The following is a 12,807-nucleotide window of genomic DNA, read 5'->3' on the forward strand; positions in this document are numbered from 1 at the left end:
AAAAAACAACGATTACGCTTTTGACGGCCCGCGATCGTCAGCGAAACTTTGCTGGCGGCTGCGGATTATTGGCGGGGTTCGTATCGTGCCGGGATAGGCCCGTGATCACGCCCTGCTCGAGAAGCGGACGCAACGCCGCTTCGAGCGCGTCCGCGACGGGTTTGTCATAGACTTCGGCGCCGCCGACCAGAACGGCGAAAGAGCAGGCGTGCTTCGCTCTCTTGATTGGGTCTTCGATCGTCGCTTTCGTCCATTTGTAAAGCGGATACTGCTCGACGCCGTTGCGTTCCGCTTCGGAAACATAGCCGGCAAAGGCGTCGTATTGGCTCCGCGCCATCGCATTCTGTAGTGCGAGGACGTCGGCGATCGGCTTGAAGGCCGGACCGTCGGTGCGGCTTCGAGCCGCTTCCGCCTGTTCCTCGCTCAGCCTGAAGCGGATCTGATATTGCCAGTTCTCAGTCATGCGACTCTCCGCAGCAGTTTGGCGCCGGCGATCCAAGCTGAACCGCCTGGCCTCGTGAATCATTACTAGGTCGCGACGATGAGAAGGCGAGCGTGTGAGCTGCTTGGACGGTCCCTGCAGCCATGGTTGGTTCGGCGGTCTTGACGCATCCGACGCGCCGCCAATTTCACTTCATAGCGCTGGAGAAAGTTGTGGCGACAAGATGGAACCGTATCGCGTCAGGGAAATCAGCATAGCGCAGAGGGGCGACGCTCCGTCCGAGACGAAAATTTTGCGCGAGTATGAGCGACCCTCGGCTGACAAGGCAGAGGTCATTGAACAGGTGAGACGTTTCTTCGAGATTGAATTGAGCAGCCCCAAGGCGCTTCAGACAGTTGACTTCGACGCTATCGTCGTCGTCGACCCGCGTGGCGCTGAAATCGCGCGCTTCAGCGTCGCCGACTTCTGGATGCGCGAATGGAAAGACGTCGCCGAGGGCGTCGGCGATCGCGGCCGCGCGGTCGGGAGCGCCGCCTAAACCTTCGGCTCAGCGAGACTTACCACAAGGCGACAGGAAAATGTCTAACCCGATAAGCGAAATCGAGCCGGAAGAGACGCCGCCGCGCATCGCGGTCGTCGCGCCGGCGGCGGCGGAGCCGGAGCCGGAGTGCGAGCGCAGCGCCGCCGAGCGGCTCAATCAGACGCTGACGCAGGCGTTTGACGGCGTCGTTCAGTCGGGCCCAAGCGACCAATTGCGCGGCTATGCGAATGAAGCGGTAGGGCGGACGAAGCTTGCGGTCGGGCTCGCGCTCCGCTCCCCTGAGCTTGCCCTTGCCGGACTGGCGCAAGGCGCGCTCGGCGCCGTGCAACGCTATGTGGGGGAGGCGAAGATGGCGGCTGAAACGGAGGGCTCCGGACAAGTTCCCCCCGAGGAGCAAGAGCGCGCGGCGCCCTGAGGGAAGCCCGCGCCACAGCGCGCGCCGATGCTCTAGCCGCCGCCAAACAGCTCCTCGAATATGTTTCGCTGAGCGGCGGGCCGTCGTCCGCGGGGCGCTGGCGGGGGGGCGCCGGCGTCGGGAATGTCCTCCGGCGGCAGCAGTTCGTCGACGCTGCGCGGCGCCGCGCGGGTAGCGCGCGTGGCCTCCGGCGCAATGGGGATGGTCGCAGTGGCGTCGTCTGGCGCGCGTCGGCCGGCCGATGGCTCGGGCGGCGGAAGCGGCGCCGGTTGCCGCGGGTGTGGCGGCGGCGCCGGAGCCGGCGCGCCCCCGCCGCCGGTGAACATCCCGATGAGCTCGTCGAGCGGCCGCGCCACGACGTCGTCGAGCGAACCGTCGGAGCGCCAATTGCCCGCGGGCAGGCCGGCGACCTGCAGCCCACGATGGGCGATGCCCATGTAGCGGCTCCAGATTTCGACAGGAAGATTGCCGCCCGAGGCCTTTTTCGTGGGCGAACTGTCGTCATTGCCGAGCCACACGCCGGTGACCAGCCGGCTCGTGTAGCCGATGAACCAGGCGTCGCGAAAATCCTGGCTGGTGCCGGTCTTGCCCGCCGCCTGCCAGCCGGGCAGCTCCGCCTTGCGCGCCGTGCCGGTGAGCAGGGTCTCCTGCATCATGACGTTCATCATCGCCACATCGTCGGCGTCGACCACTCGGGACGGCGCGGGCGTCTTGCGCTGATAGAGGGTCTTGCCGGCGGCGGTTTTCACGCGCGCGATGATATAGGGCTGCACGCCGAAGCCGCCGTTGGCGAAGGGCGCGTAGGCTGCGACGAGTTCGAGCGGCGTCACCTCCGACGTGCCGAGCGCGAGCGAGGCGTTGGTTTGAAGCTCTGATTGCACGCCGAGCCGGCGCGCCGTCTTCACCACCGTCTTCGGGCCGACCTCCATGCCGACGCGCACCGCGACCGTATTGAGCGACAGCGCCAGCGCCTTGGTGAGCGTGACCGGGCCGAAATATTCGTGGCTGTAATTTTCGGGCGTCCAGCCTTTGATATTGAGCGGGGCGTCCTCGCGCACCGTATCGGGCGTGAGGCCATGCTCCAGGCCGGCGAGATAGACGAACGGCTTGAAGGCGGAGCCCGGCTGGCGCCTGGCGGAAACGGCGCGATTGAACTGGCTCTCCGAATAGTCGCGCCCGCCAACCAATGCGCGGATCGCGCCCGTTGGATCGAGCGAGACGACGGCGCCCTGCGACACGTTGAACTTCGCGCCCTTCTTGTCGAGCTCTTCCTTCAGCGCGCCTTCGGCGACGGTCTGAAGCCGCGGATCGATGGTGGTGGTGACGACAATGTCCTGGTCGATCGCGCCGACGGTGTCGTCGAGCATGTCCATGACATAATCGGCGGCGTAGTTGATCGAGCCGGCGCCGATGGCCTTCTGCACCTGCGCAGGATTGGCGAGCGCCGCCTTGGCCGCGCTGTCGTTGATGAACCCTTCCTGCGCCATGGCGGTCACGACCTGCGCCGCGCGCTCCGTCGCGCCTTCGGGGTTGCGGTCGGGCGCGAGCTTGCTCGGGGCCTTCATCAGCCCGGCGAGAACCGCCGCCTCGGAGAGCGTCGCCGTCTTGGCGCCATGGCCGAAATAGCGCTGGCACGCGGCTTCCACGCCATAGGCGCCCGAGCCGAAATAGACCCGGTTGAGATACAGTTCGAGAATCTGGTCCTTTGTATATTTATGCTCCAGCCAGACGGCGAGGATCGCCTCCTGAATCTTGCGGGAGATCGTGCGCTCCTGCGTCAGGAACAGATTCTTGGCGAGCTGCTGGGTCAAGGTCGAGCCGCCCTGCATGCCGCCGCGACCGGCGACATTGCGCACCAGCGCGCGGGCGACGCCCTGCGGATCGACGCCCCAATGCGAATAGAAGCGGCGGTCCTCGATCGCGACGAAAGCCTTGGGCAGATAAGGCGGCAGTTCGGAGATCCTGACCGTCGCCCCGCCGGTGTCGCCGCGATTGGCGAGAAGCTCCCCGTCGGCGCCCAGGATAGCGATATTGGGCGGCCGTTTGGGGACCGAGAGCTGATCGATGGGCGGGAGTTGCGAACCGTAATAGACCGCGAGCGCCCCGCCGCCGATCGCGCCCCAGACGGAGAGGGTCAGGCTCCAATAGATCAGGCCGCCGATGAGCGAGCCCGAGCGGCGCCGTTTCGGACGTTCTGACTTGCGCGCGCGAGGCCTCGGCTCCGCCCGAAGCTCGTCGTCTTCGGCCTCGTCGTCGAACCTGGGTTCCCGGCGTCTGCCGTTACGCGCCATGTTGCACCCGCCCCGAGGCTCCGCCGCAGCCTCCCCAAGTAGTCGATTCACCCTAAGAAAGGCCGTTTAAGGGCAGGTTAAGCGATGGCTTCCGGCGCCCAAGCCCGGAACGCCGCCTGGGAGGGCGGATTTTCTCCACAATCCCTGCGGGGTCGGCACTTGCGCTTCAACGCCCGGCTTGCCAAAGTCTGCGCCCCCGGCGCGCGGCGCCCGATGAAATGCTGGTATTCCTGCGATGAAGGTCACGATCGAGAGAGCGGCGCTGTTGCGGGCGCTCGGCCACGTTCACAGGGTGGTGGAGCGCCGCACGACCATTCCGATTCTGGCCAATGTCCTGATCGCGGCCCGCGACGGCGCGCTCACCCTCAAGGCGACCGATCTCGACCTCGAGATCACCGAAAAGGCGCCCGCCGAGGTGGGACAGCCCGGCGCGACGACGCTGCCCGCGCATACGCTCTACGACATCGTGCGCAAGCTTCCAGAAGGCGCGCAGGTGTCGCTCGACGAAAGCGGCGAGACCGGCCAGCTCACCTTGCGCTCCGGCCGCTCCCGCTTCAATCTGTCGACGTTGCCGGAGAGCGATTTCCCGGACGTCACCTCGGGGGAGTTCAGCCATCGCTTCACGCTCGCGCCGGCGGACCTCAAGCGCTTGATCGAGAAGACTCAGTTCGCCATCTCGAGCGAGGAGACGCGCTATTACCTCAACGGCATTTATTTCCACGCCATGGAGGTCGAGGGCCGGCTGATGCTGCGCGCGGTCGCGACCGACGGCCATCGCCTCGCCCGTCTCGAACTGCCGGCGCCGGAGGGTTGCGCGGGCATGCCGGGCGTGATCTTGCCGCGCAAGGCGGTGCAGGAAGTGCTGCGCCTCATCGAGGACGCGCAGGCCGACGTCCTCATCGAACTCTCGACCAACAAGATGCGCTTTTCCTTCGGCGACGCGCTGCTGACGACGAAGCTCATCGACGGCACCTTCCCCGATTACGCCCGCGTCATACCGACCGGCAACGACAAGCGCCTCACGGTCGAGCGCGACGTTTTCGCCAAGGCCGTGGACCGCGTCTCGACCATTTCCTCAGAGCGCGGCCGCGCGGTGAAGCTCGCTTTGACCGAGGGCAAGCTCGTGCTCTCGGTCACCAATCCCGACCAGGGATCGGCCGTCGAGGAGATCGAGGCGGACTACGACGGCGCGCCGCTCGACGTCGGCTTCAACGCCCGCTATCTGCTCGACATCACCCAGCAGCTCGACAGCGACACGGCGCTCTTCAAGCTCGCCGACCCCGGCTCGCCGACGCTGATCCAGGACCGCGACGGCGCCAACGCGCTCTATGTGCTGATGCCCATGCGGGTGTAGCGCCGGCCCCTATCGGCGCTTCGGTTCGACGATGATCCCGACCAGCAGCCCGAAGCCGAAGCCCGAGAGATGCGCGGCGAGGCTCGACATCGGCAGGATGAAATCGGCGGCGATCTGCACCAGCATGGCGAGGCCGAGCGCCGTGGCGCGGAAGGCGTCGAGACTGGCGCGATGGCGCAGCCAGTCCTTCATTCGCAACGCGCCGACGACGCCGAAAAGACCGAAGATCGCGCCCGAGGCCCCGACATAGAGCCCATAGCCGGCGCCCATGATCATCACAGCCAGCACGACGACCGATGAAATCAGCGCCGCGCCCAGATAGGCCGCGAGCAGGCGCCAGCCGCCGATTTCATCTTCGAGTTCGCGCCCGATGAGGGCCAGCATGACCATGTTGAGGGCAAAATGCAGCGGGCCGTAATGCAGCAGCGTCGCGGTGATGAGACGCCAGCTTTCGCCATGCAGGGCCAGGGGCGCCCAGAGCGCGCCGAGCCTAATCAGCGTCTGCAAATCCTGCGACCCGCCGAACGCCGTCTCGGCCGCGAACATGGCTGAATTGACGACGAGGAGCGTCAAAGTGACCGGCGGCAGCCGCCAGCCCCGCGTCGCCCGCGCGCATTCCAGATCGACGCGCGCGGCGACGCCCTCGACGATCTCCTGCGCGCGCGGCGAGAGCGGCGCGGGCTCTCCCCAGGGCGCCGCGAGCTGGCGGCGCGCGGCGATCGCCGCCGGCGTCTCCTTGAGGCTGACGGCGAGCCGCTCGAAGGTCGCCCGCGCCGGCGCTTCTTCCCCGGCGCGCTTCTGCGCCACGGCGATCCAATAAGCGGCGGAGTCCGGGTCGAGGCGCAAAAGATGCGCGACGAGCGCGTCGACCTCGCGCGGGCGCCCGCCGAAGGCGAGGACGAAGAGCCAGGAAAAGGCGATCTGCTCCAAGGGGGTCGAGTCCGCCGAGCGCGCGTAATCGCGCATGAGCTCCTCGATGCGGCCGGTTTCGCCGAGCGCGCGGAACCGATAGGCGGAAAGCTGGCGGGCGTTTTCGGGATTTTGCGAGAGGGCCAACGCCTTCGCCCAGTCGCCGCGCTCGGCGAGAAGCCGCGTCTCGATGGCGGCCGCCTGTTCGGGCGGCGCCTCGGCGGCGAGGGCGGCGAAGGCGCGCGCCTTTTCGCGCGGGTCGTCGATGGCGGCGGCGCGGGCGTAGGCGGCGGAAAGGCGCATCGCCCTGGTGGGATGAAACAAGGCGGCGAGATCGGCGCAGCGCGCCGCCTGTTCGAGCCGTCCGGCGCGGGTGTGGCGCGACTGCAGCGCGGCGAGCGTCATCGGCGCCGCGACGAGCGGGAAGAACGCCAGGGAAACGAGTTTGCCCGCCTCCTGCGGAAAGAACCACAGGGCGAAGGCGCCGATGAAAAGCACCAGGGCGTTGACGAACGCAAAGCTGTGCGGCCCGCCCCGGCGCTGCATAAGGTCGAGGAGGAGGGAAAGGGCCGAAAGCGCCATCAGATTGACGGCGAGGATGGTCTGAAAATCCATTCCGATACCGGGCGGGAAAAGACGTCCGGGAGGATGCGCGCTCGCGAGCGCGAAAGTCAACGCGGTCGGATTCACGCGCGCACGGTTGGGCTTGCGATCCCTGTTTGGGCGCCGCATTGTCGCGACTGCGCGGCTTTTTTCCGCGACAAAGGCCGCCATGCTGGATTTTCTCGCTCACCTATGGCCCTGGCTCGTCGCCTGTCTCGCGATCGGCGCGGCGGCGGCCACGTTCCTCCACGGCGGGACGCTTCGGTCCCGGCCGGCGCGCTGGCTCTCCTGGTTCGGCGCGGCCTTTGTCGCGGGCGTGACGGCGGTCGCCGTCGGCGCCGTCGAGGGCGTGGTTTCGACGGCGATCGAAATCGCGCTCGCCTGTTTCGCCGCCTTCCTGCTCGGGGCCGCGCTCGCGGCGCTGAAGCGCGAAACGCTCGACGATCACGAACGCTGGGCCGTGGGCTTGCTTCCCGTCGCGCTAGTGTGGTGGGGCGCCGTCGAAATCGGCGCGCCGGCCTATGAAGCTTATGTGCAAAAGCGTATCGCCGCCCTCGCGCAAGGCGCAGGGGTCGATCCGGCAGGCTTTGGCGTCTCTGGCCGGGACGTCACCGCGCCCAGCGCCGCCGCCGACAAGCCGGCGCTCATGGCCGAGATCGCCGCGACGCCGGGCGTGCGGCGGGTGATCGTCGCGCAAACCGCTGCGCCCGCCGCGCCCGAGACGACGCCGGATCGGACGGCGACTATCGCGCCGCCGCCGCCCGACAGCGACCCCGAGCCCACCCCCGCCGCTCTGCACGCCGGTGAACTCGACGCGACGGCGTGCCAGCGCGCCCTCGACGAGACCGCGGCGTCGGAGCCCGTCGCTTTCCGCCCGGCGCGCACGACCATCGACCGCCGCGCGGCGCTCGCGCTCGACAAGGCGGTGGAGGTGATCCGCCGCTGTCCGCAGGCGACGATCGAAGTCAGGGGCCATGCCGACGCGGGCGCGTCGAACGAGGGGCTGGCGCGCCGCCGCGCGCTCGCGGCCGAGCGTTATCTGCGCCGCGAGGGCGTGGCCGGCCGCCGGCTTGTGGCGGTCGGCTGCTGCGCCGGCGCGCAGGAGCCCCGCCGCGGCTCGGGCGCCGTCGACTATATTTTGCGCTGACCGCTCTTCTTCTGACCAATTCGGCGTCGCCGCGCCGCGCCTTGGTTTACCTGGCCGATCCCCTTGTTTAAGCTTGGATTGCCTAAAGGCCCGCGCCTCATAAAGTCGCGCCCGCCCGCATGGAATTGCGTCCCTAGGTAAGAAAGAGATCCCGTTGAACGTCGTCGCGATGAATCAGCATTCCCACGCCGAGACCGTCGCCGCCCTGAAGAGCGAAGTGCAGCGCCGCCTCACCTATACGGTCGGCAAGGACAATGAGGCGGCGAGCCCGCGCGACTGGTTCGTGGCGACGGCGCTCGCAACGCGCGATCGTCTCGTCGAATCCTGGCTCGCCTCGACCAAGCGCAATTACCGGGAGGATCGACGCCGGGTCTATTACCTTTCGCTTGAGTTTCTGGTCGGCCGGCTGCTCGTCGACACGCTCACCAATCTCGGCCTCACCGGCGCCATGCGCGACGCGCTCTCCGAACTCGGCGTCGATCTCGATCGGCTGCGCGAGGTGGAGCCCGACGCCGCCCTCGGCAATGGCGGCCTTGGCCGGCTCGCCGCCTGTTTCATGGACAGCATGGCGACGCTGGAAATCGCCGCCATGGGCTATGGCATCCGATATGATCACGGGCTTTTCCGCCAGACCATCAAGGACGGCTGGCAGCACGAATATCCGGAAGACTGGCTCTCCTTCGGCAACGCCTGGCAGTTTCCCCGCCCGGAGATCACCTATGACATCGGCTTCGGCGGCCATGTCGAAAGCACGCGGCTTTCGGACAATCTGCTCGCGCATGTCTGGCGCCCGGCCGAGACGATCGTCGCCGTCGCCTATGACACGCCGGTCGTCGGCTGGCGCGGCCGCCACGTCAACACGCTGCGCCTCTGGTCGGCCCGCGCGCCCGACCCCTTGCGTCTCGACGCCTTCAATCAGGGCGACCATGTCGGCGCGCTTTCGGAGCAGGTGCGCGCCGAGGCGATCTCGAAGGTGCTCTATCCGAGCGACTCGACGCCCGCCGGCCAGGAACTGCGGCTGCGGCAGGAATATTTCTTCGCTTCCGCCTCGTTGCAGGACCTCGTCCGCCGGCACTTGAAGCAGACGGGCGACATCCGGAAGCTCGCCGACAAGGTCGCCATTCAGCTCAACGACACCCATCCGGCGATCGGCGTCGCCGAGCTGATGCGGCTGCTCGTCGACGTCTATGGCCTCGAGTGGAGCGAGGCCTGGCGCATCACCCAGGCGACCTTCTCCTACACCAATCACACGCTGTTGCCCGAAGCGTTGGAGACCTGGCCGGTGTGGCTGATGGAGAAGCTGCTGCCGCGCCACATGCAGATCATCTACCTCATCAACGCCATGCATCTCGACGGGCTGCGCGCCGAGGGCGTGAGCGATGCGGGCGTGCTGGCGTCTGTTTCGCTCATCGACGAGCATAATGGCCGTCATGTGCGCATGGGGCATCTGGCCTTTCTCGGCTCGCACAAGATCAATGGCGTCTCCGCCTTGCACAGCGAGCTCGTCAAAGAGACGGTGTTCAAGGAATTCCACCGTCTCTATCCCGACCGCGTCGTCAACAAGACGAATGGCGTCACCTTCCGGCGCTGGCTGCTGGAGGCCAATCCGCCGCTCTCGCGCCTGCTCGCCGAGACGATCGGGCCGGCGGTCTTCGACGACCCCACGAAACTTTCAGGCCTTGAAGCCTTCGCCGGCGATCCCGCGTTTCAGGAGCGCTTCGCGGCGGCGAAGCGCGAGAACAAGGAGCGGCTCGCGTCGACGATCTTGGACCGCGTCGGCGTGCGGGTCGATCCGCAGGCGCTCTTCGACGTGCAGATCAAGCGCATCCACGAATATAAGCGGCAACTGCTCAATGTGCTGGAGGCGGCGGCGCTCTATCTCGACATCGCCGCGCAGCCGAACCGAGATTTCGCGCCTCGCGTCAAGATTTTCGCGGGCAAGGCGGCGGCGAGCTATCATCAGGCGAAGCTCATCATCAAGCTCGCGAACGACGTGGCGCAGATCGTCAACGCCGATCCGGCGGCGCGCGGACTTCTAAAGATCGTCTTCCTGCCCAATTACAATGTGAGCCTCGCCGAAAAGATCATTCCCGCGGCCGACCTCTCGGAGCAGATTTCGACCGCCGGCATGGAGGCGTCAGGCACAGGCAATATGAAATTCGCGTTGAACGGCGCGTTGACGATCGGCACGCTCGACGGCGCCAATGTCGAAATCAGGGAGCGCGTCGGCGACGAGAACATCTTCATTTTCGGGCTCACCGCGCATGAGGTCGAGGCGAGCCGGGCGCGGGGCATCGACGCGCGCGAGGCCATCGCCGCAAGCCCGCGCCTCGCCGGGGCGCTCAACGCCGTCGCCAGCGGACTGTTCTCGCCCGATGATAAGCATCGCTACGCGCAGCTCGTCGACACGCTCACCTATTACGATCACTTTTTGGTGACGAAGGATTTCGACGCCTATTGCGCCGCGCAGCGGCAGGTCGACGCGCGCTGGCGCGATGAGAAGGCGTGGCGGCGCGCGGCGATTCTCAATACGGCGCGGGTCGCCTGGTTCTCGTCCGACCGCACCATCCGCGAATATGCGCAGGAGATCTGGAAGGTTTGACCGCCATCATCGCAGGAGAGAAGCGCGCAAGCGCCAGAGCCTCATTTGCTCCCCGATTGCTTCGCTCCACTCGCAATGACGGCGTCAAATCCATGAACCCTTACAGTCACCCCACCGAACGGCGGGGGACGCGCAGGTTCAACTTGGTCAGCCGCCGCGCGCCGAGAGGCGCCGCAATGGCGGCGACCGCGTCGCGCTCATCGTGCTCCTCCTCGATCAGGGCGGGCTCGATGCGACGCGGCGCCGGGACCTCGCGCGGCTTGGCGCCAGTGGTTTCGGCCACATTGGCCGAGCCGTTCAACACGGCGCCGCGCGCGACCTCGATCGCGCCGCAATCCCAGCTGCCCTCGACGCGGCCAGTGGCGCGCACGCTCATCAACTGCTTGGCGGTGATCTCCGCGCTCACCTGGCCGGAAATCTCGGCGCTCGACACGATGATTTTGCCCTTCACCACGCCCGTCGGACCGACGATGAGGTGATTACAGAAAATCTCGCCGTCGAAGGCGCCGTCGACGACGATAATGTCATCCGCCCGAAGCTCGCCGCCGAGCTGCGCGCCCTGTCCAATGTAGACGGAATTTTCCTGGTCAGGCCTGAACGTCGCCATGTCTTTCCCCTCGCGAATCGTAACGCGGGCATAAGGTTAAACCCTTTCCCGCGCGAGCGGGGAAGTTTCCGATCATCAGCGCTGGCGGACATAGCTTCCCGGCGCGGGCTCGAGCGGAACGCGGCCTTCTCGCGGCGCCCCAATCGGCGGCCGCGCGACCGGCTCCGCCGCGCTATGGCGCTCGAGCCACGCCGCCCAGGCCGGCCACCAGGAGCCTTCGATGAGTTTCGCGCGCTCGCGCCAATGATCGGGGCCGACATAGCGGTCGTTTCGCGCCCGCACGGCAATATGGTGGCGTCGGCCCGGATGTCCGGGCTCCGAGACAATGCCGGCGTTGTGCCCGCCATTGGTGAGTACGAAGGTCATGTCAGTGTCGGTGAAGAGATGGACCTTGTAGACCGAGCGCCAGGGCGAGATATGGTCCGTCTCCGTCCCGACGACGAACATGGGCGCGCTGATGTCCTTCAACGCGATCACTTCGTCATTGACCGCGAAGCGCCCGGCGGTCAGCCGATTCTCCAGAAAGAGCCCGCGCAGATATTGCGAATGCATGAGATAGGGCATGCGCGTCTGATCGGCGCTCCAGGCCATGAGGTCGGTTGCATGTTCGCGGTCCCCGAGCAGATATTCCTTGATCGCGCGCGCCCAGAATAATTCATTCGAGCGCAGCGCCATGAACACGCCCGCCATCTGATGGGTGTCGAGATAGCCCTGATCCCACATCATGTCTTCGAGAAAGGCGACCTGCGCCGCGTCGACGAAGAGCATCAGGTCGCCGGGCTCGCTGAAATCGGTTTGCGAGGCGAGCAGGGTCACCGACGCGAGACGATTGTCGCCGTCGCGCGCCATGGTCGCCGCGGCGATGGACAGCAACGTGCCGCCGAGACAATAGCCGGCCGCGTGAATCCTGCGTCCGGGCAGAACCGCTTCGACGACGTCGAGCGCCTCCATGATCCCCTGCGTACGGTAATCGTCGAGCGTGACGTCGCGGTCTTCGGCGGTCGGGTTGCGCCAGGAGATCATGAACACGGTGAAGCCGCGCTCGACCAGATAGCGCACGAGCGAATGATGCGCGGCGAGATCGAGCACGTAATATTTCATTATCCAGGCCGGAACGATGAGCAGCGGCTCGGCATGGACGCTGTCGGTCGCGGGCTTGTATTGGATCAGCTCCATCAGATGATTGCGATAGATCACCTCGCCGGGCGTCGCCGCGACGTCCTCGCCGACGACATAGCCATTGCCGTTTTCGCTCTGCGTCGCGACGTCGAGAAAATCTTCGAGGAAATAATCGAAGCCGCGCAACAGATTGGCGCCGCCTTCGCGTTGCGTGCGATCGGCGACGACGGGATTGAGCCAAGGCAGATTGGAAGGCGAGAAGGCGTCTAAATATTTGAGCGCCAGAAAGGAGACGCGCGAAGCGTTGTTCGGGCGCATGCCGCGCACCTCGCGCGTGGCCTTTCGCCACCATTGCCGCTGGGCGAGGTGCGCCTGTTCGATGAAGAGATAGGGGAAGGTCCGCCACGCCGGATCGTCGAAGCGCCGGTCGTCGGGTTCCGGCGGGAACGGCCGCTCGGCCTTGTCGCTGAACAGATTGTGCAGGCCGAAATGCGCGAGCCGCGCCGCGGAGGACCAGCCCTCCAGGGCAAGCTCCAATTGTCGGCCGGGCGCTTGCGCGAGATGCGACGCCCAATCGATCCAGGCCGACATTTGCGCATGCGGCGAGATGCCTTGCGTAAAGCGGGCGGCGGTCGCCTGAGCGACGCGGTCCACCGTCTCGAAGGACTGCGGCCGGAGCAGCGGCATGAGCGGCGGCGTGGCGCGATGGAGGGGGCGCGGCGCGGCGTCGCGGCGTGTCGGCGGGGAGGTCATGAGGCTCCTGGAGGATGAACTGGA

The 12,807-nt window shown here is 66.7% G+C and carries 10 protein-coding genes; 5 read left to right on the forward strand and 5 right to left on the reverse strand.

All coding sequences use genetic code 11. The features are described 5' to 3' along the window. Positions 1–37 precede the first annotated feature (37 nt). Complete coding sequence (locus ACETII_RS09140; protein WP_363350829.1) at positions 38–463, reverse strand: hypothetical protein; 426 nt, start codon at positions 461–463, stop codon at positions 38–40. A 202-nt stretch (positions 464–665) separates the two neighbouring features. On the opposite strand from ACETII_RS09140, the gene ACETII_RS09145 reads away from it, so the two are divergent. Both ACETII_RS09145 and ACETII_RS09150 read left to right on the forward strand, forming a co-directional pair. Beyond that, positions 666–980, forward strand: a complete 315-nt coding sequence (locus tag ACETII_RS09145; RefSeq protein WP_472787831.1) for a hypothetical protein — start codon at positions 666–668, stop codon at positions 978–980. A 40-nt stretch (positions 981–1,020) separates the two neighbouring features. Beyond that, positions 1,021–1,398: a hypothetical protein gene (locus ACETII_RS09150; RefSeq protein ID WP_472787832.1), complete on the forward strand. Its 378-nt coding sequence runs from the start codon at positions 1,021–1,023 to the stop codon at positions 1,396–1,398. A 32-nt stretch (positions 1,399–1,430) separates the two neighbouring features. Here the strand turns inward: ACETII_RS09150 and ACETII_RS09155 are convergent, their stop codons facing one another. Next, on the reverse strand, positions 1,431–3,689 hold the full coding sequence (locus ACETII_RS09155; protein ID WP_472787833.1) for a transglycosylase domain-containing protein: 2,259 nt from the start codon (positions 3,687–3,689) through the stop codon (positions 1,431–1,433). A 235-nt stretch (positions 3,690–3,924) separates the two neighbouring features. Between ACETII_RS09155 and dnaN the strand changes: the two genes are divergently transcribed. After that, positions 3,925–5,043: a DNA polymerase III subunit beta gene (dnaN, locus tag ACETII_RS09160; RefSeq protein WP_363350837.1), complete on the forward strand. Its 1,119-nt coding sequence runs from the start codon at positions 3,925–3,927 to the stop codon at positions 5,041–5,043. 9 nt (positions 5,044–5,052) lie between these two features. Here the strand turns inward: dnaN and ACETII_RS09165 are convergent, their stop codons facing one another. Then, complete coding sequence (locus tag ACETII_RS09165) at positions 5,053–6,567, reverse strand: rhomboid family intramembrane serine protease (RefSeq protein WP_472787834.1); 1,515 nt, start codon at positions 6,565–6,567, stop codon at positions 5,053–5,055. 157 nt (positions 6,568–6,724) lie between these two features. On the opposite strand from ACETII_RS09165, the gene ACETII_RS09170 reads away from it, so the two are divergent. Beyond that, positions 6,725–7,702: an OmpA family protein gene (locus ACETII_RS09170; RefSeq protein WP_472787835.1), complete on the forward strand. Its 978-nt coding sequence runs from the start codon at positions 6,725–6,727 to the stop codon at positions 7,700–7,702. Between the two features lie 169 nt (positions 7,703–7,871). Further along, on the forward strand, positions 7,872–10,304 hold the full coding sequence (locus ACETII_RS09175) for a glycogen/starch/alpha-glucan phosphorylase (protein WP_472788143.1): 2,433 nt from the start codon (positions 7,872–7,874) through the stop codon (positions 10,302–10,304). 106 nt (positions 10,305–10,410) lie between these two features. Here ACETII_RS09175 and ACETII_RS09180 read toward each other — a convergent pair whose 3' ends face one another. Beyond that, positions 10,411–10,911, reverse strand: coding sequence for a bactofilin family protein (locus tag ACETII_RS09180; RefSeq protein ID WP_472787836.1), 501 nt, complete (start codon positions 10,909–10,911; stop codon positions 10,411–10,413). A gap of 75 nt (positions 10,912–10,986) precedes the next feature. Beyond that, positions 10,987–12,783, reverse strand: a complete 1,797-nt coding sequence (locus ACETII_RS09185; protein WP_472787837.1) for a PHA/PHB synthase family protein — start codon at positions 12,781–12,783, stop codon at positions 10,987–10,989. Positions 12,784–12,807: the final 24 nt, after the last annotated feature.

The organism is Methylocystis sp. NC52PC (assembly GCF_055698645.1).

Bases quoted from the DNA above. Each gene is read 5' to 3' on its own strand.
- ACETII_RS09145 (WP_472787831.1), top strand. From the start codon at position 666: ATGGAACCGTATCGCGTCAGGGAAATCAGCATAGCGCAGAGGGGCGAC.
- ACETII_RS09180 (WP_472787836.1), bottom strand. From the start codon at position 10,911: ATGGCGACGTTCAGGCCTGACCAGGAAAATTCCGTCTACATTGGACAG.
- ACETII_RS09185 (WP_472787837.1), bottom strand. From the start codon at position 12,783: ATGACCTCCCCGCCGACACGCCGCGACGCCGCGCCGCGCCCCCTCCAT.
- ACETII_RS09165 (WP_472787834.1), bottom strand. From the start codon at position 6,567: ATGGATTTTCAGACCATCCTCGCCGTCAATCTGATGGCGCTTTCGGCC.
- dnaN (WP_363350837.1), top strand. From the start codon at position 3,925: ATGAAGGTCACGATCGAGAGAGCGGCGCTGTTGCGGGCGCTCGGCCAC.
- ACETII_RS09140 (WP_363350829.1), bottom strand. From the start codon at position 463: ATGACTGAGAACTGGCAATATCAGATCCGCTTCAGGCTGAGCGAGGAA.
- ACETII_RS09150 (WP_472787832.1), top strand. From the start codon at position 1,021: ATGTCTAACCCGATAAGCGAAATCGAGCCGGAAGAGACGCCGCCGCGC.
- ACETII_RS09175 (WP_472788143.1), top strand. From the start codon at position 7,872: ATGAATCAGCATTCCCACGCCGAGACCGTCGCCGCCCTGAAGAGCGAA.
- ACETII_RS09155 (WP_472787833.1), bottom strand. From the start codon at position 3,689: ATGGCGCGTAACGGCAGACGCCGGGAACCCAGGTTCGACGACGAGGCC.
- ACETII_RS09170 (WP_472787835.1), top strand. From the start codon at position 6,725: ATGCTGGATTTTCTCGCTCACCTATGGCCCTGGCTCGTCGCCTGTCTC.